We start from the raw sequence: 24,837 nt of genomic DNA, 5'->3' as shown, positions 1-24,837 counted from the left end.
AAAACGAAGCATTAATTTAACTTCGAAATAATCGTGAATATTGAGTTTCATGTTGAGCACTACCCAGTGCTAAGCCGGGTAAAATCGGACCCAACTGCTCATCAGTTAAGGTTAAAGCCTTATCAACTGCCGCCACCAGTTGCGGACGTAACGTCTCGTTCAAACGTTGTGCAGCGGTATGACCGAGTGGCAGGGCTTTACAGGCAGCCGCAAGCTGATTTTCCAGCCAGCCCCAAGCAAATCCCAGTAGAGCTTGACGTACAGGCACCTGCCTTTGATGAGCCGTCCATGCAAAGACAGTGACATAACCCGGTTCCTTTGGTAGCTCGGCATGACCTAACGCTGTCTGTGGCTGCAAATCCAAACTGTTTAGTAAGCGTATCAATGCTTGACCTAAACGTGTATCTTCATCGCTCAGCTCAGCCGTTTCCCGATTGGCATGTAGCCAGTCATTCCAAAAGGCCAGACCATCACCGTCATTATTTGCCCAACATCTCTGTAAACGTGCTAAGACAGGCAGTTCACAACGCGTCAAACCGTCACCTAAAACGCCTTCCAACCATTCGCCCAGTTGAGCTTCATTATTGACCCAACCCAGCTCAAACGCACTTTCCAAACCTTGTGACCAAGCAAAAGCACCAATAGGTAATGCTGGGCTAATTAATTGCATCAAACCTAACAATGCTAGATCGCTCACAGCATTTGACGGCTCATTAATGCGCATGGTTATGACCGTCGTGTTCAGAATGGTCGTGGTCATGAGAATGAGAGTGAGAATGCGCATGACTATTTGAGTGCGAGTGCTCGCGACCAGCCTGCGCATAAGCACCAGATTCAGGATCAAATGGTGCGTCGTGATGCCTTAAATCTGCTCCCAATAGTACTGCTAGCTCCTCAAGCACATGATCTGGAGGAAAACGTACCCAATGACGCCCATCTTCATCGCTACCAAGGGCGAGTGACACATGTCGATTACCTAAGTGGTAGCACAGTCTAGCGAGTGGTAAACCGCTTTCGATATAAGCAGTAGCCACTGGCTCATCAGCTGCAAGAACCTGAATCACCTCACCACTATCGGCTTGTAGCAAATCACCATGACGAAGCACAGGACCTCGGTCAAGAAACAGACCCACATCACGTTCGTTATCACTAACTGCCTTTAGACGGCCACGAATACGTAGCTCATAAGGCAAGGTCAAGGTGTCATAAATATCAACCAAAGCATTACCATCCATTCTTTTTATTAATTCAAGCATATTATTATCCTTACAAACGATTTAAAACAACTGGCCTAAAACAAATGATAAAGCTGAGCTAATGGCAGTTCAGAGAGCGGCTCACACGTTAAAAGCACACCGTCTACACGAACCTCATAAGTTTCTGGATCTACCGTGATGTTCGGGCAGTAATCATTCAGCTTCATGTCTTTTTTGCGCATGCTACGAACGTTTTTACACGCGACCAATCGGCTTCTTAGCCCCAGTTTTTCTTCGAGTCCCGTGTTCATCGCAGCTTGGCTAACGAAAGTAACACGTGTAGCAGAAACTGCACGTCCTAGCGCGCCAAACATACGGCGGTAATGTACTGGCTGCGGGGTCGAAATTGCGGCGTTAGGATCACCCATTGCTGCGCCAGCAATCATGCCGCCTTTTAAGATAATGGACGGCTTAACACCAAAAAACTTAGGACGCCATAGTACCAAGTCTGCCATTTTGCCAATCTCTACCGAGCCCACTTCATGTGATACACCATGGGTGATGGCAGGATTGATGGTATATTTGGCAATATAACGTTTGACTCGGAAGTTATCAGTACCGCGCTCTTGATCTTCTGGTAGCAGACCACGTTGCAGCCGCATTTTGTGCGCGGTTTGCCACGTACGGCAGACAACTTCACCAATACGGCCCATGGCTTGCGAGTCCGACGAAATCATCGAAATAGCGCCAAGATCATGCAAGATATCTTCTGCAGCAATGGTCTCACGGCGGATACGCGAATCAGCAAAGGCCACATCTTCAGGAATATTTGGGTCTAAGTGATGACACTCCATCAGCATGTCGAGATGCTCGTCAACAGTGTTGATGGTGTACGGGCGTGTTGGATTGGTCGATGACGGTAAAACATTTGGCTGACCACAAGCGACAATAATATCTGGCGCGTGACCACCACCCGCACCTTCAGTATGATACGAATGGATACAGCGATCTTTAAAGGCCTCTAGCGTATCTTTAACAAATCCTGACTCATTTAAACTATCGGCATGTAACGCTACCTGAATATCGTAACGGTCAGCAACATCAAGCGCATTACTAATGGTTGCTGGCGTTGCTGCCCAATCTTCATGAACTTTTAAACTCATCACGCCAGCTTTGACTTGCTCTTCAAGTGCTGCAGGCGTACTGGCACTGCCTTTACCCAAAAATCCGATGTTAATAGGCAGGTCATCCACGGCTTGCATCATTTTGCCAATGTGCCACGGTCCAGGCGTGTTGGTGGTAGCGACTGAGCCAGTCGCAGGGCCAGTACCGCCACCAATCATAGTGGTAAGGCCGCTCATTAACGCCTCATCTACTTGTTGCGGGCAGATATAGTGCACGTGTGTGTCTACTGCGCCTGCGGTCAAGATTTGGTTTTCACCAGCGATAATCTCAGTACCTGCACCAATAATAATATCAACATCTGGCTGCGTATCTGGGTTGCCGGCTTTACCAATAGCGGCAATGCGACCATCTTTTAAGCCAACATCGGCTTTTACGATGCCCCACCAATCAATAATAATCACGTTGGTAATCACAGTATCCATCACTGAGTCTGAGCACAACTGGCTTTGACCCATACCATCACGAATCACTTTACCGCCACCGAATACTACCTCTTCACCATAATGAGTGTGGTCTTTTTCAATCTCGATCCAAAGCTCAGTATCGCCTAAACGGATGCGGTCGCCAACAGTCGGACCATACATATTGGCATAGGCGTCGCGAGATATTTTCATCGTGTTTCTCCTGAATCTGAATTGTCATCTAGCGCACCCATCACCTCACCTCTAAAGCCAAAGATGCGGCGCAATCCTGCATAAGGCAGCAACGACACCTCACGTTTTTGACCTGGCTCAAAGCGCGTAGCGGTGCCAGCAGGTATAGCTAGGCGATGGCCATAGGCTTTTTTGCGATCAAAGCTTAGTGCGCTGTTGGTTTCAGCAAAGTGATAGTGAGAGCCCACTTGTATAGGGCGATCGCCGGTATTGGCCACTTCAATCACAAAGCTGTCGCGACCTACGCACAGTTCAATATCACCTTTCTTTAATTGATATTCACCCGGAATCATCATGCTCTCCTTAAGCTTTATGCTCTTATTAGATAATAGGACTGTGAACAGTCACCAGTTTGGTGCCATCAGGAAAAGTCGCTTCGACCTGAATACTTTCAATCATCTCAGGTACACCTTCCATCACATCGTCACGAGTTAAAATTTCGCGACCGGCGCCCATCATTTCTGCCACCGTGCGCCCTTCTCGTGCGCCTTCCATAATCTCACAACTTATCAGAGCAATCGCTTCTGGATAATTAAGCTTCAGCCCTTTTCCCTTACGGCGCTCGGCCAAAAGCCCAGCAGTAAAAAGCATTAATTTGTCTTTGTCTCTGGGGGTTAGTTCCATTATTGTCTCCATTATTATTAATATTGTTGTGCTGAAAATCGATTGATTTGCGGCTTGCTTTTATGTGTAATCGAAAAAAAATACGCATAAAAATTATTAGGTTAACCAAATGCGCGGTATGACGGCTTTATAACCCGTTAATCTAGGACGCAGAATATCTCGTGCTTGTTGCAATAAATCCCATGCTTCATTGCGCTCCATGCCCAAATAGCGAAGTAAAAGCACACCGCGGCGATAAGTCACCGCCCAATTGTGGTTGGCAGGTATTTTGTCGCGTAGTTCGGTAATGGTCTCAGCAGGGTCACTCAGTCCGACAGCCCACAGAGTAGCGTGAACCGTAGCACCGCCTTGTCCCCATTTACCTAAAAAGCGAGGATGTGTCGGGTCAATGGCTTGGCGCTCTAACCATAGTGGCTGACCTTTTCGGCTAAGCTGAAAACGCTGTTCAATGATGCCGCTGACATAAGGTAAGTCGCTGGCTGGGCGGCCAAGGCCAATAATTTCCCAGCCCAAGCATTTAGCCGTTTCAGCCAAATCAATAATCACCGTTTGCTCACCGCGTGACCCATCAAAAGCCAGCGTTTCTTGTGGCAGCCATTCAAGCGTGGCACCGTCTTCGATTTTAAGATGAGTATGCTGTGTCCAAGCGACATTATTGCTATCGGCTCGATACAGTTTGTTGGCAGCTGGGGTGGTTAATAAAGCGTGGGCGTTTTCAGACACCGTAACATCGATGGTTAAAGAATCACCGCTGGCAATACCGCCGGGTGGATGTAAAAGATACACATGACAGCAGCCATCACGACCTTCAGGGTAAAAAGCGCGCTGTACCCGAAGTGGACCATAGTGACGTGCGACATTCATGCGGGTAATGCGAGTGTCCGCTTCAGGATAAGCTGCAAACCCTAAAGTTAATGAGGCTGGCCAATGGCGGCTGGCATCAAAACAATGCCCAGAATCTATGATTGGCTGCGGATGCACAGGCATAGAAGATAAAATCGTCATGCGATTGGAAACCTTTTTTATAGGCCCAGCGCGACATACATCGCTGAATCGTCAGCAAATTGGCTGACAATAGCAAAATGAGAAAATACATTCACGTGCGCGGGTGAGGTTAGAGTGACAGTGGCAGCCTAGTAGCTGTCAGCGAATGTCATCAGTTGGGCAATGATTGCCTAAAAACCATAAAACGAGTAGTGCAGATAAATTGCGATGTACCATCAGGGTAGAAGATGCTTCCCTTGATATGTGTATGAGCTTAATTAATGCAAATAGGCACTCTAAAAAAGCACTTATTGGCAAACAGCCATACTGTTTATCTCTTATAAGCCAACCGTACATAATTGTCAAATTATTTCTTTACACATTGGTAAAAATTATGGCAGCTTAATCCTATTTTTAGTTAATCTGTACTGTGAATCTTGTAGTAATTCAACAAGATAGATAGCTAGAAGATAGTAACCCTAGCAAACATGAGACGGAAATTTCAAAGTATTAACACTTATTAAATATTTTGGAGGAAGTCTCAGCAAAAAATTACTGCTTCATCCCCATCCTGCCACGGCTGAAATTTGGTCATCGTTTGCAAAAAAAACGGATGCTGCAGCCAATCTTGTAACCATCGCTGTAGATTTGGATAAGGCAGGCTATAAAAAACATTACGATCGACATGAGCGAATTGACGGACAAAAGGCATAATACCAATATCGGCAATCGTTACAGTTTCCCCTAGCAAATAAGGATTTTTAGTCAGCAACTCCTCTAACACTTTTAAAAATATTTCACCCTTCTGTCGATACTCTGTCTGGGTCATGTCTGTATGACGATCGGCATATTTATAGCGATCGAGCCAATATTTAAATTCGTTGTCGTTTTTATCAATCAAAGCATTGGCCTGCTGCAAAACCTCTGCATCCAAAAGCCCTTGCGGATCTTGCTGCTCAAGCGCCCATATCATTATCTCTCTACTCTCTTCAATCACCGTCCTATCTACAAGTTGTAAAACAGGTACCGTACCTTTTGGGCTAATGGCTAGCATCTGAGACGGCTTATTTTTCAGTGTTATTTCGCGCAGCTCTACCTGTAGCTCAGCAAACAGTATGCCGAGACGGGCGCGCATGGCATAAGGGCAGCGACGAAAAGAATACAGGCAATGATAAGAGGAAGTCATAGGTAGGGTTCGTAGTTGAATTGAGATTAATAAGTTTAGACGCGGAGGTTGATTATTACTAGAGCGTGTCATCATTTTAAAAATGCTAGGGACGATACCTTCATTTACACATCATAACAATGCAAGTAATTGCATTCAACGATGGTCTGGATAATTTAGAAGATAGAGCACTAGGTTAGAACGATATTTACAGCACCATGGTTAAAATTTTTATACTTGTTAACTTATCCAACTTATATTGGGATTTACGATAAATTCGATTGATAGGATTTTCTAAAGCAGTTACACTTCCTTAATAAACCGCTACATTCACGACAAGGAAGTCGATATGCCTCGTAATACCTCTCACGCTATTGTTAACCCTACCACCCTTAAAACATTGACCAAAAGTATACTTGCCATCTCGCTATCAATGGCAGGTCTAGCGCATGCTGAGCTTTATAGCAGTGTGACATTTTTTGGTGATAGCTTGACCGATGGCGGTTATTTTAGTCCCATTACCCAAGGCAAGCTCGGTATTAAAGAGTCAGGTCAATTTACGACCAATCCTGATAACGTATGGGCAACGTCATTCGCTGAGCAGCTAGGTACAACAGCTGTTCCCATCGTTTATCTTGGAAATCAAGCTGGTAATAACTATGCTATTGGTGGTGCAAGAGCAGGCAAGGATATCGTTAATACGGACTTTGGCGTTAACGTTCCTGTTGCGTCTGTGAACACTCAAGTAACTGGTTATCTGGCTAATAAAAAAGTTGATCCTAATGGTATGTATGTGGTGTGGGGAGGCGCAAACGATTTACTTGCGGCAGCTGCAAATCCTGCTAATGCGATAAATACGATTTCATCAGCGGCTGGCAGCCAAGTCGCCGCTATTAAAGCGCTCAAAGATAATGGTGCGAACTATATTTTAGTACCTAATATCCCTGATATAGGTCTAACACCTACTGCTATCGCTGCAGGAGCAGGGTTTCAATCGTCTGGTACGATGTTAGCAAATTTATATAATCAAACTATGTATAGTGGCGCAGTAGCTACGGGTGCTAATATCATACCGCTCGATACTTTTAGCTTATTACAACAAGTCGCTGCCAATCCTAAAGCTTATGGCTTTACAAATATGACTCAAAAAGCTTGCAACACTTCAAGCTCGCTTTTATGTGGATCAAGTAATTTAGTCGCGCCAGGTGCCAATGAAAGCTATTTCTTTGCTGATGGTATCCATCCGTCGGGACGTGCGCATCAAATGATTGCAGATTACGCCAGTGCCGTCGTTACCGCTCCTAGTCTTATTGGCGTGTTGCCGCACATTGCGACGACAGCAGGGCTAGCAACTAGCGAGCGCTTGCAATCTCACATCAATCAAATCCAAAGTAGTGAACAAAAACCTGCCCGTAAGTTATGGGCAACCGGTGAGTTTGAAAATCAAGATATTGCAGGGTTTGAAGGCGATAGTAATACCCAAGTATTATTAGGTGTAGATTTTGCTCATCCTAACTCAGCACATGCGGTAACAGGCTTATATGGCAATATCACTCAAAAAGATTTTGAGAACTCAGGGGTTCGCACTGGCTTAAGCAATATCGACTTAGAAGAAGTAGGCTTTGGTGTCTATCATAGCAATACGCTAGATAAGCTTGGCGGCGTGCAGCTTAATGGCGCGGTTGGCTTTGGTAATCTAGACGTTGATGTCACACGTGCGGTCACACTTGGTGGCAATAAACAAGAGTTTAACTCTAATGCTGATGGTAAACGTTACTATGCTAACTTGCAGGCAGGATATCCGATGCAGTTCAGCAGCCTTGCTATCACGCCATATATCGGTGCAACGGCTAGCCGTGTGAGATTGGACGCGCTAAAAGAGCAAGAAATGTCTGGTATCGCCATGCAGTTTGATGAGCAAAAATATACTACCACTTATGGCAAACTTGGCGTGAAAGCCAACCATAATCTAGGCGATTCACTTAATGTATTCGGGGATGTTCATTATCAAAAGCAGTTGAGTGACAATCGTGAAGCGGCTTCTGCGCGTCTTAACACCATAGCAAATGTCAGCTTTGATACGCCAATGGTACAGACCGACGATGATAATTTTGGCATGACGCTTGGTGTATCCAAAAGCTTTGGTCAATTAAATGCCAATGCTGGTGTTACGCACTCGCAAGGTGATGATGACAAATCAACGAGTTTGTTTGTCGGTCTTAGCAGCACTTACTAAACGGTTTGAATCAAGCTTAGTTGCTGATAGTTTATATATTGAAGCTCAAAAAAACCGCCAAACGCTAAAAAGTGCTTGGCGGTTTTCTATTGAGATGGATTTTAAATAGGCTTTTTAAGATTTTTTCTTACGTCGTTATGAGTACTATCATGATTTAACGGGCAGTCCGTATTCCACTTTGCTAATAACCTCACCATGTTGCTCAATCGTTAGCCAGTAGCCTTTAATCACGCCGCCATATGGCAAATTGCCATTGTAGTTTTTGTAATGCTCATCCATACACTTTTGTACGATGACCTCACGTTCTGTCTCAGTCATTCGAGCAATATTTTCAGGCAAGTGAGCATGAGCCAATTGAGCCGCGCCGCCACGGGACATCCAATTTGCGCCGGCAGTAAACTCAAAATCAACATCTGCTCTTAGCCGATATTTAGGCAAAGGATACGCATAATGCGCCAAATCATACTTGATTTGAGCGATATCTTCTTCAAACGTCTCATCCTGCATATCAAGTACTGAAACCAGCTTTTCTAAGAATTGCTCAGGAGTAAAATAAGCATCGATATAACTGCCATCCAAGCCCAATTTTTCGCTAGACAGTACATGACGCAGGCGATCACAGGCAGGAATGGTATGCTTAAGCGGATAGCCCATGGCTCTGGTAATATCTTGGGGACGGCGCTCACACGTATCGATTTGAGTAATGATACGGCGCGCCAAAGAATGCTGCGGTCTATAATAGCGGGTATATTTGGAATGAGTAGCAGGAAGATTAAACAAGTGAGACTCCTATAACTCCGACAATAAAAGTATAATAATAAGCCAAATTCGGCAAATCAAATAAGGCATGGATGACTTTGTCGGAGAAAAGGCTCATGCGCTTTACCAGAGTTATTTTATATCGTGCTGGAAGTTGCAAGGCTTGTAGCGCTGTCATTGATTGATTCACAATGGCAAGTGAAAGCTACGAAACCATTAAACCCACGATAGGTCTGAATGACCATTTTTAATAATGATAGCACATCAGATAATGGTAATACTGTTAATCTTCATTATAAAACGTAGCAGTATATATCCTATTCCTTTTAGAGTGAATCGACTATAACACTGACATTTAAAAAACCCCATAAGTTGAATCCAACTTATGGGGTCAGTGTAAAATCGAGTATATTACTTAGCTATTAACGCTCTAAATGTAGATACTGCAAATGGCGCTCGTACTGATTTAAGATATCGACCAATACTTGCTCTTTGGAGTAACCAACTAAGTCATACTCTTGCGAGCCTTCACTTAAGAACACTTCTGCACGATAATAGTACTCTGCATTCTTAGTTGATGTGCTCAATGTAAAGTTAGGACGCTCCGCTTTGATCAAATTAACTTCATAAATAAAGTCGTCTTCATCACCATGTCCAACCCGTAATTTCAGACCATCTATTTGACCGCTACTCTCATCCATACCTTCATCTATATCTTGTCCGATATGTTCAGGGTTACGGATATCCAAAGACGTCTTTAGACCGCCTGCGGCAAACTCTTTTTCAACTTCCGTCATGGCAGGTCTGACCACATTTTGTAAAAACCGTTCAACTTGTGCATGGCTTGGGAAACTCACAATACGTTGCAAGCGTGCTTTCCAGCTTTTACCACTATCAAGCACATTAGCCGTACCAATCGTACTGGCTTTACGCTTATTACCTTCCTCTTTGAGCGACTTCCACATCGACATCATATAGAGTACAAGGATAAGAGAGAACGGTAAGCCTGCAATGACGGATACGGACTGTAATGAGGCAAAACCACCAGCAAACAATAATCCTAAGGTAATAAGACCGGTCGCTGCTGCCCAAAATAAGCGTAACCAAACAGGTGCATCCGTATCATTGGTCATGCCGCGTGAGCTCAAGTTTGCTAATACTAACGCGCCTGAGTCAGCTGAGGTCACAAAGAATACTAGCCCAATCACAACACCTGCAAATGATAGCACTTCGCTGTAAGGAAAATACTCAAACAAGGCAAACATGCCCATTGCCGCATCATTGACTGCGATTTCACCAAGTTCAGTGGCACCATTGGCAACCAAATCTATCGCTGAGTTACCAAAGATAGAGAACCAAGCAAAGATGAATCCAAGTGGGATAAACATCACACCAAATACGAACTCACGCAGGGTACGACCACGGCTAATACGCGCAATAAATAGGCCTACAAACGGTGCCCAAGCGACCCACCATGCCCAGAAAAATATCGTCCAGCCTGATTTCCAATCAGCGCCAGCTTGACCATCATAAGCATAAACATCAAAGGTTTTGAAAACGATGGTTTGGAAGTATTGACCAATATTTTGGGTAAAGGTATTCAGCAAATAAACCGTGTTACCCATCACCAATATCGCGATTAATAGCAATATCGAAGACAGCATATTAAATTCGGATAAACGGCGGACGCCTCTTTCTACACCAGTCATCGCAGAGATCGCCGCGGCAGCGACAACACCTATGATGATAAAGGTTTGAACCATTTTGCTGGATTCAATCCCAAACACATGAGTCAGACCAGCATTGGCTTGCAATACACCTATACCCAAACTGGTCGCGATACCCATCAAGGTACAAACCACACCAAAGGTATCAATACCATCACCAAGCCAGCCTTTAATTAAGCGCTCGCCAAAGATAGGCGTCAGTGGTGAACGTAACGCGAGTGGCATGTTTTTACGATAAGCAAAGTACGCCAATGCCATCCCGATTAAAGCATAAATGCCCCAGCCATGTAGACCCCAATGTAAAAAGGTCTGTGCAAGTGCTTCACGCATGGCCGCCTCACTGGCAGGCTCGAGCCCCGTATGCGGCGTCAGATAATGCATCAACGGCTCAGACGCACCAAAGAACAATAAATCAATACCGATACCAGCGGAGAACAGCATCGCTGCCCACGCTAAAAAGGGAAATTGCGCCTTTTCATGATCTTGACCAAGCTTAATATCGCCATACTTAGAAAAGCCAACAAACAAGGCAAATATACTATACGCGGCAACCACCAGCATGTAATACCAGCCAAAGCTCTCTGATACCCATGCCATACTTGAACTTAATAATGCCTCACTATAATCTGGAAACGCAATCGTCCAGATTATCAATAAAATAGAAATAATAGCTGAACCTAAAAAAACTGTCTTATTTAGAGTCAGGGGTTTCGTCGCATCCTTTGATGGCGAGCTGTACATAAAAGACCTCAATAGGTAAATTAAACAGGGTCTGATATTGCTTTGTCCGTCATAATCTTATGACTGATAACCGCATGACATACAAATACCTGCATGACGCACAAAGCAGTACCAATAAATGAAATTTGCTAAATCAACAATGTGAAAAAATAGCAAAGCAAACGATAAACAGAGGCAGCCATAACGGCACTCATCTTCTTAAACGTTAGCGCTGATAAAAAAGACCTTTACTGTAAAAGGCCTTCTTATTAAAACTGTCTTATATGATTGATGATTCAACTGCTTATACCGTAGAACTATAACTCCGCATCGGCTCCGCTCTGAGCGGTGCACCATTAGCGACATAATAATCTACCGTCGAACGTGGCAGCTGCACACCGCGCATTTTATCGGCGATTTTTTCTGCGAGCATAATGGTCGTCGCGTTTAGATTGCCACTGATGATATTTGGCATAATCGATGCATCAACCACGCGCAAGCCATCGATACCATGTACCAGCCCTTCGCCATTGACGACCGAATCATTGTCTTCGCCCATCGCACAGGTACAAGAGGGATGATAAGCCGTCTCGCTGTGATTACGGACATATTCGTCCAACTGCGCATCAGTCACTAGATCGTCCGTTGGTGCAATCGAGCGGCCACGATAAGGATCAAGTGCTGGCTGATGCATGATCTCACGCGTGATACGCATGGCAGCACGGAACTCTTGCCAGTCTTGATCATGAGACATATAGTTAAACAAGATACTCGGATGAGCACTTGGATCTTTTGAGGTCAGCTTGACACGACCACGACTTGGCGAGCGTAATGAGCCCACGTGTGCTTGGAAGCTATGAGACTTCACGGCACTGCGACCATCATAACGTACCGCTAATGGTAAGAAATGGTACTGAATATTAGGGTGGGTAAATTTCTCATCGGTACGAATAAAACCGCCCCCTTCGAACTGATTTGACGCGCCAAGACCAGTACCATTGAATAACCACTCCGCACCGATGGCTGGCTTGTTCCACCATTTATTGGCAGGTGCAATCGAGACTGGCAGCTTACATTCATACTGCATATACAGCTCTAAATGATCTTGCAGGTTATTACCGACGCCTGGCAAATCTATAATCTCATTAACACCTAGATCTTTTAACCATTGACCAGGGCCAATACCAGAGCGCTGCAATAATTGTGGCGAAGCAATTGCACCAGAGGAAACAATCACTTCACGAGAGGCATGAAAGTTCTTGGTTTGACCTTGATGCTCGACTTTGACACCGATAGCACGCTTACCATCGAACAAGATTACATCGGTCAGTGCACCCGTCAAAATCGTGATATTGCTGCGCGGTTTAGCTCGGTCCAGATAGCCACGGGACGTTGAAGCACGGCGACCATTAGGCGTCACGAAACGATCCATTGGCCCAAAGCCTTCTTGCTGATAGCCGTTTAAATCGTCGGTACTCGGATAGCCAGCTTGTACGCCTGCTTCAATCATCGCTTCAAATAATGGATTGACCCCTGGTTTTGAGGTGGTCATCTCAACGGGACCACCCACACCATGATAGTCATTCTCGCCAGCATCGCGGTTTTCTAACTTTTTAAAATACGGCAGGCAGTCCAAATACGTCCAATCTTCTAAGCCTTTAATCTTAGACCAATCATCAAAATCTAGTGCATTACCACGGATATAACACATACCATTGATCAAAGATGAACCGCCAAGCCCTTTACCGCGACCGCAGTCCATCACGCGATTATTCATATTCGGCTCGGGATCGGTCTTATAACCCCAGTTGTAGGTCGTTCCTTGCAACGGCATGGCGAGCGCTGCTGGCATCTGCGTGCGAAAGTCTAAGCGATGGTCTGGACGACCTGCTTCTAGTAGCAGCACCTTAATGTTGGCATCTTCGGTCAAACGCGTGGCTAGCACATTGCCTGCTGATCCTGCACCAACGATAATGTAGTCATACTCAGCTGTGGTCGATGTCATAAAACGCTCCATAATATTGAAAAATAAATCATTTACTATCAGTAAAGTCGAACAAAGAACAAATTAGCTCTACTACTGAACCACTTTACTGATTAAGAATTTTCTCAATACAAATGATTAAAATACAGATTCAAACTTACCCAATTCTACTTGGATAGATTTGGTCTGCGTATAGTGTTCAAGGGCTTCAATGCCGTTTTCGCGGCCAACACCTGAATGCTTATAACCGCCGACTGGCATTTGAGCGGCTGACTCGCCCCATGTATTTAACCAGCAGATACCCGCTTCAATTTGAGCAATGACTCGATGTGCTCGGGTCAAATCAGCAGTCACGACCCCAGCTGCCAATCCATATTCGGTATCGTTGGCACGGCGAATAACTTCTTCTTCGGTCTCATAAGTCAATATAGACATCACTGGGCCAAATATCTCCTCACGCACGATAGTCATCTCATCGGTGCAATCAGTGAATACCGTCGGGGCAACGAATGCGCCATTTGCCAATTTGCCTATCATCACACGGTCACCACCTGTTAGCAAGCGTGCGCCACTGGCTTTACCTTGCTCGATATAACCAAGCACTCTTTCCATATGCGGGAAGCTGACTAGTGGGCCCATATTGATGTTTTCATCCATTGGATCGCCGAGCTTAATACGCTCAACACGCGTTAAGATAGCCTGCTCAAACTTAGCTTGCATGGCTTTAGGAACAAACACGCGCGTACCATTAGTACATACCTGACCACTGCTATAGAAGTTCGCCATCATCGCAATATCAGCTGCCGTATCGATGTCCGCATCATCAAAGATAATTAGTGGTGACTTACCACCCAGCTCTAATGTCACATCTTTAAGAGACGATGATGCCGCACTCGACATGACTTTTTTACCCGTCGGTACACCACCGGTAAACGATACTTTGGCGATATCAGGATGCTGAGTTAATGCCTCACCTACTTTATAATTGCCTTGCACGACGTTAAATACACCATCTGGCAATCCTGCTTCTGTCAAAATTTCGGCCAGTTTTAACGCCGTCAAAGGCGTCACTTCTGATGGTTTGAATATCATCGCATTACCAGCAGCTAGTGCTGGTGCTGCCTTCCACATCGCAATTTGAATCGGATAGTTCCATGCACCAATACCAGCGACCACGCCAAGTGGCTCACGGCGAGTATAGACAAAGCTGGTATCACGTAGTGGAATCTGACGACCTTCAATCATCGGTGCCAGACCCGCATAATATTCAACGACATCCGCACCAGTGACGATATCGACATACTTGGTTTCAGAGTAAGCTTTACCTGTGTCTTTCGTTTCGAGTAATGCCAGTACGTCATTGCGCTCGCGTAATACCTCAACGGCCTTTGATAGGATTCGACCACGCTCAACTGCTGTCAGTGCTGCCCAAACTTTTTGACCCTTTTGTGCCGCTTTAACAGCCTCATCAATTTGCTCATTGGTCGTTTGTTGGATGGTCGCCAGCACTTTACCCGTCGCTGGATTGATATCCTCAAAGGTAGTTAATGAGTCATCAATAGCTAGGTAACGGCCGTTAATATAAGCAGTTTGAACTTGTTCTAAGTCGATAATGCCTGTTAAGTTATTTAGCACTGTTTTTGAATCTGTCATGTGTTCTTTCTCCTTACGACGACTGGCAAAAGCTTTATAAAAAAGTTAATACCAAATAATCTCGTCATGGGTTAAGTATTTAAAATAAATTTATATCGTCTATTTCTATAAGCTGTTCGTTCAATGCTTCTATAATAAAAAACGCTTCTTCGATAAATCAGTTGAGAGCAGCGTCTTACTCTTTCTCAGATTGCGTCATGCTTATCAAGCGTTTATGAATGGATGTTTTATCTGAGATATTAATTCCTGAAAAATCAGAGAGCCAAATACCATCAGCGACTAAACGCACCATACATAGTGTTTCGGTATTGTCGGTTGCTTCATGTTTCTTTAATTGTGCATTTGCCCACTCTGCCCATAAGTCACGTAGCTCACTATCGCCTAGCATCAATGCATATAGTGTCGCTTGGCTATTGAACTCATGCTGCCCTTTTTCGCCCAAGCTAATCGTGGCATTGATATATGCACGGGTAAAAGAGCCAAAACGTACAAGGTCTTTTGCCATAGCCGCGTCCACTTCCACCTCAAAATTTTTCATCGCGTCATGAAATACTTCCATAACCAACGCGTTTTTGGTGGTGAAATGATGCATCACACCACCTTTGGTTACCCCAACTGCATCAGCAACCGCTTGGAAGGTCACCTTGGCCAAACCTTGCTCTAAAGTGATGCGTGCCGCTTGGTCAAGTAATGCCCGACGTACTACTTCTGGTTGTTTTTTGCGCTTATGCGCGTTTTCAGCTTCCATTTTTATCTCCAGATACACGATTAATGCCCGACAGAATTAGATAGTAAATTCATCACGACGACACCGCCCACAATCATCGCAATACCAACCACGGCTGCTGTATCCAGTGTTTGCTTAAAAAACACCAAGCCTACCAATGAGGTCAATACAATCCCAAGTCCAGCCCACAACGCATAAGCGATACCAAGCGGTATGGTCTTGATAGTCTGTGTCAATAAGTAAAACGAGATGGCGTAGAGCACACCCATAATCACTGTCGGCACCAAACGCGTAAACTGCTCTGACTTAGCTAAAAAGGTGGTGCCAATGACTTCACAAATGATAGCAATGGCAAGGTAACCGTAAGCAATAGTGGTAGGACTCATAATTAGGATACCTGTCTCAAATTGAGCACATATTAATAATATATATACATTAAAGAAACCACACGGTCGGTATTTTATAGAAATAATCTAGCAATGTGAAGGGTTAATATGTATTTTGTTTATTTTAGATGAGATAAGGCTAGATGGAATTATAGGGGCAAGGCGAAACGATAATGTGGCTTTACTTGACGCACCGCACTTTGCATTGAGCTCAAACCTCTCCTTACTATAAAGAGTGAAACGCCCGTATAGAAAGGAAAGAGCTGATCCAAAAACGACTGTTTAGAGGCGGTTCTTTATATTGGTATAAGCAGGATTAATTAAGTCAAGACTGACTCAGGAAGGTATAGCGTCCCTATGCTAGCGGCATCAATCGCCCCAGCAAGGTAACCTGAGAATTGTATTGACCATTCACTGCCAATACCCGTCAGACAATTTTCCCATACGCCGGATGTTGCTTTAGACACAGGTGCTGACGCATGTTGACCATTGCCACTTGAGTCAGTAGCAGTCGCTGTAAACGGTTCTTGCGCCCAGTCTTTAAGATATTCTCTTTTAGGGTTCTCTGCCTCTACACCAAACAGTCTTACCAACTGTGCACGGCAATGGATTTTTAATTGGGCTTCAGAAATATTTTGACGTATTTCTGCAGGTACACCTATAAAACCAAACAGCGCACCACTACCGTCTGTCACCGAAGCATCATGAATCTCAACCATAGGACCTTGGGCGCTTCTCGCCGCTCCAGAAAGACCCTGTTTTTGCCAAAAAGGCGTGTCATAAACCGCCACATATTTTGCATGTGGTGCCATCCAAGTGGCTGTCTTCTGCCACTGCACAGCTAGATTGGAAGGTAAAGCAGGTTGAAACGTAATGCTTTCTTGTACCAAACGTGGCGGTAGTGCAAGCAGTATATGTTGCGCTTGCCAAATCATTACTTGCTCAGATATATCTTTACTAGCAATCTCAATATATTGACCAACATGATTAAGTTGATATACGATTTGGCCAGTCAAAATACGTGAGGCATCTAAGCGAAGATACAGAGCCTCTATCAATGCTGCCATACCGCCTTTAAGTCGCATGGATGGTGGCTCGCTTTTATATCCGTGGGTACGAATAGCAGGCATATCAGGCGTGCGCTCGACCATCATATCGCCGTCTTCAAATTGGGTGATGGTTTCTAATTGAAACTCTTCAATAAGACGCGCCAACTGCTGCTGATAGTCGGGCCAGAACCAAGAAGGCCCCAAGTCAAAGCTATCTATATTTTTATTATCTCTCGAAAATTTTGCAGTAACGATACGACCACCTAGCGTCGGACGCGCCTCTAACAGCACATAATCGATGCCTTTTTTCTCTAATAAATAAGCCGCATACAAGCCGCTTAGACCGCCGCCAATAATCGCTACCGATGCTTTTTTCATATTATTTTTCTCAACAGTACTTATAAACCCAGTGAACATCGATACCGATGATTTGTGATAAATGTCCAGTTTTTAAATAAACCGTGGCGCCATTCTCTCCTGCTGTTATTTGCGATATCGCATCGACAGGCAGACGTATCCAACCACCGCGCTGATAACTCTGTCCCGCTTCTATCAAAGTGCCCTCTAGCACCAATAGCTCAGCACCTCCTACGATGACACCTGTAAACAATGCCTCACCTGCATCTATACGTTGCAAGCTCACCTGCTCTTTTGCATCCGAGTATAAATGGCAAACCTCACGGCCGCCTTGTTCTTGCCAGTTGTCAGCATCGTTGGTATCGATAGCGACATGACGGGTCTCATCGACTGTCATCTGCCAAAGTTTGACAAAAATAACAGCCCCCTCATGACTATAAGGCTGATGCCCTGAAGTCGGTGGATTGCGTAGATACCAACCAGCAGGATAATCACTATTATCCGCAGAAAAAGTGCCTGACAATACCAGAATCTCTTCGCCACCTGGGTGCAGATGATGCGGAAAATTTGACTCAGGGGCATAGCGTACGATACTGGTAGCACGTGCTTTTTCGGCGCCAACACGGTCAAGCATCACGCGCTCGACGCCGTTTTGTGGTGATTGGACCCACTGATAGTGTTCAGGTGCTAAGGCAGCACGGCATGAAAAATCTGCATTGATGAGCATAATATAACTTCTAAATAAGTATGATATTATTTGGAATTATCCTCTGATTTATCTATTTTGACAAACCAGATAAACCTATTGTCGAAGTCAGTATTTATCATTAAAAGGCTAAGCATTAATGACATTAGCAAAAAACCCCTTTAACTAAACCCATTGACTTGCTATCTTGCTTAGCTTTTCTGTGAACATCTCACTTCCTGCCCCGTTTTTACGCTAATTTTTTAGCATTCTTTCTGACCGTTGGATCTTATGAAACCTAACATTGAGGTGAGCGCAAATGCTCGCCGGACTCAGTATTTCCAAGTATTTTTGATGGGGGTTAGCGCCTTTATCATGAATACCACCGAATTCGTTCCCGTTGCCTTATTAAGTGACATTGCGCAAGATTTCTCTATCACCACGGCAGAGACAGGCTGGATGTTGACGCTGTATGCGTGGATTGTCGCGGCCATGTCATTGCCATTGATGCTGCTGACCAGTCGCTTTGAGCGCAAGCGTTTGCTGTTGGCGTTATTTGCGGTGTTTATTGCCAGTCACGTATTGTCAGTATTTGCGTGGAGCTTTGAAGTGCTGCTCATCAGCCGAGTTGGCATTGCGCTCACGCATGCGATATTTTGGTCCATCACCGCAGCGATTGCGATACGTGTGGCACCGAAAGGCAAAAAGGCGCTGGCGCTTAGCGTGCTTGCGACCGGTACGTCATTGGCGATGGTCTTGGGTGTGCCTTTAGGACGCGTGGTCGGTCAATGGTTTGGCTGGCGCGCGACTTTTGGTGGTATTGGTGGGATTGCCCTTATCGTATTCATTCTGCAAATGAGACTGTTGCCCACGCTGCCTAGTATGTTTGAGGGCTCGTTTAGAAAGATTCCAGAGTTGCTCAAAAACCCCTTATTGGTCTGCCTATATCTGCTGATATTACTGGTCTTTACCGCGCACTATACGGCTTACTCGTATATCGAGCCTTTTATGCGTCAAGTCGGCTCAATCAGTGAAAACGCTGCGACTATTGTGCTGCTATTGTTCGGTGTCGCAGGGATTGCGGGTAGTGTAATTTTCAGTCGTTGGGGTGATAAATTCAATACCAGATTAATGCTGATATCGACGATACTGATACTATTGTCTATGCTCATGCTGTTATTTGCGGTAACCTCAATATGGGCGCTCAGCTTGATTGCCCTACTCTGGGGCGCGGCGCTCATGCTGCTGATTATCTCCATGCAAGCCAAGGTCATCATGGTCGATGTCAATGCACAAGACATGCTGATGTCGATGTTTTCAGGGATTATCAATTTAGGCATTGGGACGGGTGCACTGTTCGGAGGCTATGCAGTGACGCATATTTCACTATCGAGCGTGGGATATGTAGGGTCGGCTATCGCGGTTATGGCATTGCTACTGATGCTATTTATGATAAAGCGCTTTCCTGAGCTAAGCAGAAGGCTCGGCTAGCTGAAAAGCTGATAGCAAATAAGTATATAAAAAATGCCAGCCACTTAGATGGGCTGGCATTTTGCTTTTTGGTTAATTATGAAAATCCACCTTAAAACCAGTCTATCTAAAAATCCACCTTACCGCGTAATGCTTTTGTTTTACCGCGCTGAGTTTTTTGATCGACACGTTTACGCTTAGCATTTCTGCTCGGTTTGGTCGGCCTGCGTGTTTTATTGACGTAAGTAGCTTTGGTGATAAAACTTTGTAAGCGCTCAAACGCATCAATTTTATTACGTTCTTGGGTACGAAATTGCTGCGCCTTAATAATGAGCACGCCTTCTTTGGTAATTCGGCTATCTTTACTATCAAGCAAACGCTGCTTAATGACATCGCTTAAGCTTGAAGCATGGATATCAAAACGCAAATGAATCGCAGAAGATACTTTATTGACGTTTTGCCCGCCTGCGCCTTGCGCACGTATGGCGCTAATCTCTACGTCACTGTCATTTAAACTAATGGTATTGCTGATAAAAATCATAGGATGCTTTTATAGATAATTGATAGTTATGATTAATGATAAACCATTATCAGCTACCTCGCCACTTGCCAGCTCACCACTTCAAAAATCCGCATGTCTTAAAAGCAGTTTTTCAAGACTTATAAGCTGAAATTCAGAGATGAAACCTCATAAATGTTATTGTTTGGCATTGCTATGTCTGTCATCTGTCTGTAAAGCGTAAGCCTATCTAAGGATTCGATATTGACATGCTAGGATGGTTTTAGATTGCCAAGATATTGCTTAAGCCAAGACATTGCTTAATTAGCTAACTATTTAGCAAGCAGTTTCTTAGCCAAAACTTTATCCGTCTTTTTCACAATAAAGCTAAAAATACGATTTGATAGGAATAACTGTTTTATGACCACTAAAAATAAAAAAGTAAAATCCACTGCAAAAGTTGATGACAATGCCACTAAAAATATCGCTTGCGACCCAGCTCACAGCATCCAAGTCAGAGGCGCAAGGGTTCATAATCTAAAAAACGTCGATGTTGACTTGCCGCGTAATGCCCTTGTGGTATTCACGGGTATATCAGGCTCAGGCAAATCTTCACTGGCATTTGGTACTCTTTTTGCTGAGTCACAACATCGCTATCTTGACTCAGTATCGCCTTATGCCAGACGCTTGATCGATCAAGTGGATCAGCCTGACGTCGATTCGATAGAAGGCTTGCCGCCCGCCGTTGCTCTGCAACAACAACGAGGTACGCCGTCTGTACGCTCATCGGTCGGTAGCGTGACGACGATTTCAAATGGTTTACGCATGCTCTACTCACGAGCGGGCGAATACCCTGCTGGTCAAGGCATACTCTACGCTGACGCGTTCTCTCCAAATACGCCAGATGGCGCTTGCCCTACTTGCTCCGGTATTGGCCGCGTGTTTGAGGTAACAGAAGAATTACTAGTTCCTGACAATACTAAAACCATTCGCGAACGCGCCATTGCCGCTTGGCCGCCTGCGTGGCAAGGTCAAAACCTAAGCCGCATCCTGACCTCACTGGGTTACGATATCGATAAGCCGTGGAATACCCTGCCCCAAAAAACCCGCGATTGGATTCTCTTTACCGATGACACGCCAGAAGTCCCTGTCTATCCAGAGTACAACATTGAACAAGTACGCGACGCTATTAAAAAAGGCGAAAAGCCCAATTATAAAGGAACGTTTACCAGTGCTAAGAATTTTGTTTTGCATTCTTTTGCCAGCACTCAAAGTCCGCGTACCAAAAAGCGCGTTTCCCAGTTTATGCAAATCTCTGAATGTCCAGAATGCCATGGCAAAAAACTCAAAAAAGAATCGCTATCGGTGAAGTTCGCGGGTCTTGATATTGGTGAATTGTCCCAATTGACCCTGACTGAAATGGCACTCAAACTTCAGGATGCTGCCAAGACCAAACCGACTGATAATATGCCAAACCGAGAGAAGGCCATTGTTGCTCAACGTATTGCCAGTGACATTCTGTCTCGAGTTGAGGCTTTGACCACGCTAGGCTTAGGGTATCTGTCGCTTGAACGCACTACACCTACTTTGTCTCCGGGTGAATTACAACGCCTAAGACTCGCCACCCAAATTCGCTCTAAACTGTTTGGTGTGGTTTATGTGCTTGACGAGCCGTCTGCTGGATTACATCCTGCCGATACTCAAGCGCTATTGAGCGCATTAGATGAGCTAACAGCGGCTGGTAACTCGTTATTTATTGTTGAGCATGATGTCAGCGTGATTCGGCACGCCGATTGGATTGTCGATGTTGGGCCAAAGGCTGGAACCCATGGCGGCGAAGTTATTTACAGTGGCCCTGTAGCAGGCTTGCGGGACGTTGCACAATCACGCACGGGACAGTATCTTTTTGAGACTGACGGGGCGGTTGAGCATACTCCAAGAAAAGCAAAAGCCTCGCTACAGCTGGTCAATATCGAACGCAACAACTTACAAGGGCTAGATGTAGCGTTTCCATTGGGGGTGATGACAACGGTGACAGGTGTATCAGGTTCGGGCAAGTCAAGTCTAGTCAGTCAAGCGCTGGTCGATCTCATTTATAGCGAATTAGGGCAGAAGACAGTCATCGAAGCGCCGACTGGCGAAGCTGATTTACTGGAGCAAGAGCTAGAAACTCAGACCAGCGGTAAGATTACTGATGGTATGGAACACGTGAGTCGATTGGTGACCGTAGATCAAAAAGCCATCGGTCGTACGCCGCGCTCAAACCTTGCCACTTATACCGGACTGTTCGATCATGTACGTAAATTATTTGCCGCAACGCCAGAAGCCAAAGCACGACGTTACGATGCCGGTCGCTTCTCCTTTAACGTTAAGAAAGGCCGCTGCCCAAATTGCGAAGGTGTTGGTTTTGTCAGTGTTGAACTGCTATTTCTGCCGAGCGTTTACTCGCCGTGCCAAGTGTGTCATGGGCAACGCTACAATGATGAAACCCTTGAAATCACTTATCGAGGCAAAAATATCGCTGAAATCCTCGATCTCACTGTCGAATCTGCTTATGAATTCTTTGTAGAAGAAGCACCTATCCTACGAGCATTAGACGCGTTGCTAAAAGTCGGACTTGGTTATCTCAGGCTTGGTCAACCCGCGACCGAACTTTCGGGCGGCGAAGCACAGCGCATTAAGCTTGCCACCGAACTGCAACGAACACAACGAGGAGATACGCTTTATATCCTTGATGAACCTACAACTGGCCTGCATCCTTCGGATGTGTCGCTATTGATGGCACAATTGAACGGACTCGTTGACGCTGGTAACACTGTGATTATGGTTGAGCATGACATGCAAGTCGCTAGTAACAGTGATTGGATTATCGATATTGGGCCGGGCGCTGGCGATGAGGGCGGTCTCATTGTGGCAGAAGGCACACCAGCAGAAGTCGCAAAATCAAAAGCCAGTCGTACCGCGCCTTTTTTGCTGTTTTAGTCTCTTAGAGCGCATTCTATTAAAAAACCTCTTATGAACTCAGCAACTGACGGCAGCGCTCAATCACGGGCGCATCGACCATCTTGCCATCTATTTTAAATATCGCCTGCCCGCTCCGCTCGTATTCTTCTATTACACGTCTTGCAAACTCAATATCGGCGTCAGTCGGTTGCAGAGATTGCTTAACAGTTGCCACTTGCTTTGGATGGATACAAAGCATTCCGGACATGCCCATTTGTGACCATAATTGCACTCGCTGCCCAAGCCCCTTACCATCGTTAAAATCGGTATAAACCGTATCAATAGGCGCTAATAATTGATGTACTTTTGATGTGAGTAAAAGCTGATAACGAATTTGATTAGCAATAACATCTGCTGCCGCTGTACCTACGTGCACCTGTAAATCATTGCATAAATCTAAAAACCCATAGCTAAACGCAAGCAGTCCAGCGGATTTTGCCATACTATCGATTTGATATAAACCAAGCGCTGTCTCTATTAACGCAATGACAGGCAAATCCGTAAGTTTATGCACACTTTCAATATCTGATGCTTGCTCAGCTTTGGCTAGTAACACGCCAGCCAGATTGGGCATTTGCTGACATAACACCACGTCTTTGAAAAACTCCTCGCTACCTGCTTTATTGATGCGTACCCAAATCGGCTGATAAGCCTGACTATTATAATAAACTTGTAAATCTTTGCGAGCTTGCACCTTGTCCGTTGTAGCAACCGCATCTTCTAAATCCACAATCACTGCATCTGTCCCACTGGCAAAGGCTTTTTCCACTCTATCTATGCGAGTGGCTGGAACGAATAACCATGTTTTGATATTGGAAAATTTTTTAACAATAGATGCTTGCATGCTTTATTCCTTAAATACTATTATTTCAAACACTGTTACTTAAAATATTAGTCCTTACTATAGCCAAATAAAAAACCGTATGCCATTTATCAGCATACGGTTTTAGAAATGGCTCTACTTTTAGAGGGCGAACGGCTAACTAAGCCAACATCCCACCATCAACAACGATCGTTGCGCCCGTCGTATAGCTTGACGCATCAGACACTAGATATAATACCGTGCCAGCCATCTCATCTGGATCTGCTACGCGTCCTAATGGAATTGCATGTAGCGCCATTTTTAAGACTTTATCATTAGTCGTTAACGCTGAGGCAAACTTAGTATCGGTTAAACCAGGCAACAACGCGTTGACACGAATGTTCAATGGGCCACACTCTTTTGCAAACGCTTTAGTCATGCTAATCACAGCAGCTTTGGTGATTGAATAGATGCCTTGCTTGTCACCTGCGACTAAGCCATTGACCGAAGCAGTATTTAAGATAACCCCGCCGCCCTGCTCGCGCATCATCTTACCAGCAGCTGTCGACATAAAGAAATAACCACGAATATTGACTTCGACAGTTTTATCAAAAGCGGCTAAGTCCGTATCTAAGATATGACCATAATAAGGGTTTGCAGCGGCATTATTGACTAAAATATCGATTTGACCGAACTCACTTTTGATGTGCTCAAAAATCGCATCAATCTGATCCATATTTCCGACATGGCACGCAAAGGCACTGGCTTTGTGACCATCAGCGACAATGCTATCGGCGACTGCTTGGCAAGCATCAATCTTGCGGCTAGAGACAATGACGTGCGCGCCTCTTGATGCCAATAGACGGGCGATAGATTCGCCAATACCACGACTAGCACCTGTGACCAAAGCAATCTTGCCCGTTAAATCAAATAAATCTTTCATTATTATTCCTTATATTTTTAAATATATTAT

General features: G+C 44.9%; 21 protein-coding genes. 3 read left to right on the top strand and 18 right to left on the bottom strand.

What is annotated here, in order from left to right; translation table 11 throughout:
- Positions 1–16 precede the first annotated feature (16 nt).
- The 7 genes from PSYCG_RS04645 to PSYCG_RS04615 all read right to left on the bottom strand — a co-directional run bounded on the left by PSYCG_RS04645 (position 17) and on the right by PSYCG_RS04615 (position 5,828).
- Positions 17–724 carry an urease accessory protein UreF gene (locus PSYCG_RS04645; RefSeq protein ID WP_020443159.1) on the bottom strand — a complete coding sequence of 236 codons (708 nt, stop codon included), beginning with the start codon at positions 722–724 and terminating at the stop codon, positions 17–19.
- Positions 714–1,256, bottom strand: a complete 543-nt coding sequence (gene ureE / locus PSYCG_RS04640) for an urease accessory protein UreE (RefSeq protein WP_041772240.1) — start codon at positions 1,254–1,256, stop codon at positions 714–716. The genes PSYCG_RS04645 and ureE overlap by 11 nt, the downstream gene beginning before the upstream one ends.
- Positions 1,257–1,291: 35 nt before the next feature.
- A complete protein-coding gene (gene ureC, locus PSYCG_RS04635) occupies positions 1,292–2,995 on the bottom strand; it encodes an urease subunit alpha (protein ID WP_020443157.1) in 1,704 nt (567 codons plus the stop codon).
- Complete coding sequence (locus PSYCG_RS04630) at positions 2,992–3,327, bottom strand: urease subunit beta (RefSeq protein WP_011513223.1); 336 nt, start codon at positions 3,325–3,327, stop codon at positions 2,992–2,994. The genes ureC and PSYCG_RS04630 overlap by 4 nt, the downstream gene beginning before the upstream one ends.
- 28 nt (positions 3,328–3,355) lie before the next feature.
- Positions 3,356–3,658: an urease subunit gamma gene (ureA, locus tag PSYCG_RS04625; RefSeq protein WP_020443156.1), complete on the bottom strand. Its 303-nt coding sequence runs from the start codon at positions 3,656–3,658 to the stop codon at positions 3,356–3,358.
- Positions 3,659–3,754: 96 nt separating this feature from the next.
- Complete coding sequence (locus tag PSYCG_RS04620; protein WP_020443155.1) at positions 3,755–4,663, bottom strand: urease accessory protein UreD; 909 nt, start codon at positions 4,661–4,663, stop codon at positions 3,755–3,757.
- A 520-nt stretch (positions 4,664–5,183) separates the two neighbouring features.
- A complete protein-coding gene (locus PSYCG_RS04615; protein ID WP_187289122.1) occupies positions 5,184–5,828 on the bottom strand; it encodes a glutathione S-transferase in 645 nt (214 codons plus the stop codon).
- A 328-nt stretch (positions 5,829–6,156) separates the two neighbouring features.
- On the opposite strand from PSYCG_RS04615, the gene PSYCG_RS04610 reads away from it, so the two are divergent.
- Positions 6,157–8,043 (top strand): autotransporter domain-containing protein, encoded by a 1,887-nt coding sequence (locus tag PSYCG_RS04610; RefSeq protein ID WP_020443153.1) that lies wholly within the window; start codon positions 6,157–6,159, stop codon positions 8,041–8,043.
- 147 nt (positions 8,044–8,190) lie between these two features.
- Here PSYCG_RS04610 and PSYCG_RS04605 read toward each other — a convergent pair whose 3' ends face one another.
- The 8 genes from PSYCG_RS04605 to PSYCG_RS04570 all read right to left on the bottom strand — a co-directional run bounded on the left by PSYCG_RS04605 (position 8,191) and on the right by PSYCG_RS04570 (position 18,132).
- Positions 8,191–8,823, bottom strand: a complete 633-nt coding sequence (locus PSYCG_RS04605; RefSeq protein WP_020443152.1) for a hypothetical protein — start codon at positions 8,821–8,823, stop codon at positions 8,191–8,193.
- A 401-nt stretch (positions 8,824–9,224) separates the two neighbouring features.
- Positions 9,225–11,270 carry a choline BCCT transporter BetT gene (gene betT / locus PSYCG_RS04600; RefSeq protein WP_011513217.1) on the bottom strand — a complete coding sequence of 682 codons (2,046 nt, stop codon included), beginning with the start codon at positions 11,268–11,270 and terminating at the stop codon, positions 9,225–9,227.
- A gap of 283 nt (positions 11,271–11,553) precedes the next feature.
- Positions 11,554–13,254 (bottom strand): choline dehydrogenase, encoded by a 1,701-nt coding sequence (gene betA, locus PSYCG_RS04595; RefSeq protein WP_020443151.1) that lies wholly within the window; start codon positions 13,252–13,254, stop codon positions 11,554–11,556.
- Between the two features lie 117 nt (positions 13,255–13,371).
- Positions 13,372–14,886, bottom strand: coding sequence for a betaine-aldehyde dehydrogenase (gene betB / locus PSYCG_RS04590; RefSeq protein WP_020443150.1), 1,515 nt, complete (start codon positions 14,884–14,886; stop codon positions 13,372–13,374).
- A 175-nt stretch (positions 14,887–15,061) separates the two neighbouring features.
- A complete protein-coding gene (locus PSYCG_RS04585) occupies positions 15,062–15,634 on the bottom strand; it encodes a TetR/AcrR family transcriptional regulator (protein ID WP_020443149.1) in 573 nt (190 codons plus the stop codon).
- A 20-nt stretch (positions 15,635–15,654) separates the two neighbouring features.
- Positions 15,655–15,999, bottom strand: coding sequence for a DMT family transporter (locus tag PSYCG_RS04580; RefSeq protein WP_011513213.1), 345 nt, complete (start codon positions 15,997–15,999; stop codon positions 15,655–15,657).
- Positions 16,000–16,319: 320 nt separating this feature from the next.
- The gene (locus tag PSYCG_RS04575; RefSeq protein WP_020443148.1) at positions 16,320–17,426 is read right to left on the bottom strand and encodes a flavin monoamine oxidase family protein; all 1,107 of its coding nucleotides are present in this window, start codon (positions 17,424–17,426) and stop codon (positions 16,320–16,322) included.
- 10 nt (positions 17,427–17,436) lie between these two features.
- Entirely contained in the window at positions 17,437–18,132 is a 696-nt protein-coding gene (locus PSYCG_RS04570) for a cupin domain-containing protein (RefSeq protein WP_020443147.1), read from the bottom strand.
- 249 nt (positions 18,133–18,381) lie between these two features.
- On the opposite strand from PSYCG_RS04570, the gene PSYCG_RS04565 reads away from it, so the two are divergent.
- Positions 18,382–19,581 (top strand): sugar transporter, encoded by a 1,200-nt coding sequence (locus tag PSYCG_RS04565; RefSeq protein ID WP_020443146.1) that lies wholly within the window; start codon positions 18,382–18,384, stop codon positions 19,579–19,581.
- A gap of 106 nt (positions 19,582–19,687) precedes the next feature.
- Here the strand turns inward: PSYCG_RS04565 and arfB are convergent, their stop codons facing one another.
- Positions 19,688–20,101, bottom strand: a complete 414-nt coding sequence (gene arfB / locus PSYCG_RS04560) for an alternative ribosome rescue aminoacyl-tRNA hydrolase ArfB (RefSeq protein WP_020443145.1) — start codon at positions 20,099–20,101, stop codon at positions 19,688–19,690.
- 378 nt (positions 20,102–20,479) lie between these two features.
- On the opposite strand from arfB, the gene uvrA reads away from it, so the two are divergent.
- Positions 20,480–23,041 carry an excinuclease ABC subunit UvrA gene (gene uvrA, locus PSYCG_RS04555; protein ID WP_020443144.1) on the top strand — a complete coding sequence of 854 codons (2,562 nt, stop codon included), beginning with the start codon at positions 20,480–20,482 and terminating at the stop codon, positions 23,039–23,041.
- 31 nt (positions 23,042–23,072) lie between these two features.
- Here uvrA and PSYCG_RS04550 read toward each other — a convergent pair whose 3' ends face one another.
- Together PSYCG_RS04550 and PSYCG_RS04545 are read right to left on the bottom strand one after the other, a co-directional pair.
- Positions 23,073–23,906 (bottom strand): HpcH/HpaI aldolase/citrate lyase family protein, encoded by an 834-nt coding sequence (locus PSYCG_RS04550; protein WP_020443143.1) that lies wholly within the window; start codon positions 23,904–23,906, stop codon positions 23,073–23,075.
- A 139-nt stretch (positions 23,907–24,045) separates the two neighbouring features.
- Positions 24,046–24,807 carry an SDR family oxidoreductase gene (locus tag PSYCG_RS04545; RefSeq protein ID WP_020443142.1) on the bottom strand — a complete coding sequence of 254 codons (762 nt, stop codon included), beginning with the start codon at positions 24,805–24,807 and terminating at the stop codon, positions 24,046–24,048.
- Positions 24,808–24,837: the final 30 nt, after the last annotated feature.

The sequence above is a fragment of the Psychrobacter sp. G genome (genome assembly GCF_000418305.1).
Lineage (GTDB): Bacteria > Pseudomonadota > Gammaproteobacteria > Pseudomonadales > Moraxellaceae > Psychrobacter > Psychrobacter cryohalolentis.
Note: the sequence above shows the minus strand (reverse complement) of the source record. Positions and strands in the feature narration are given on the sequence as shown.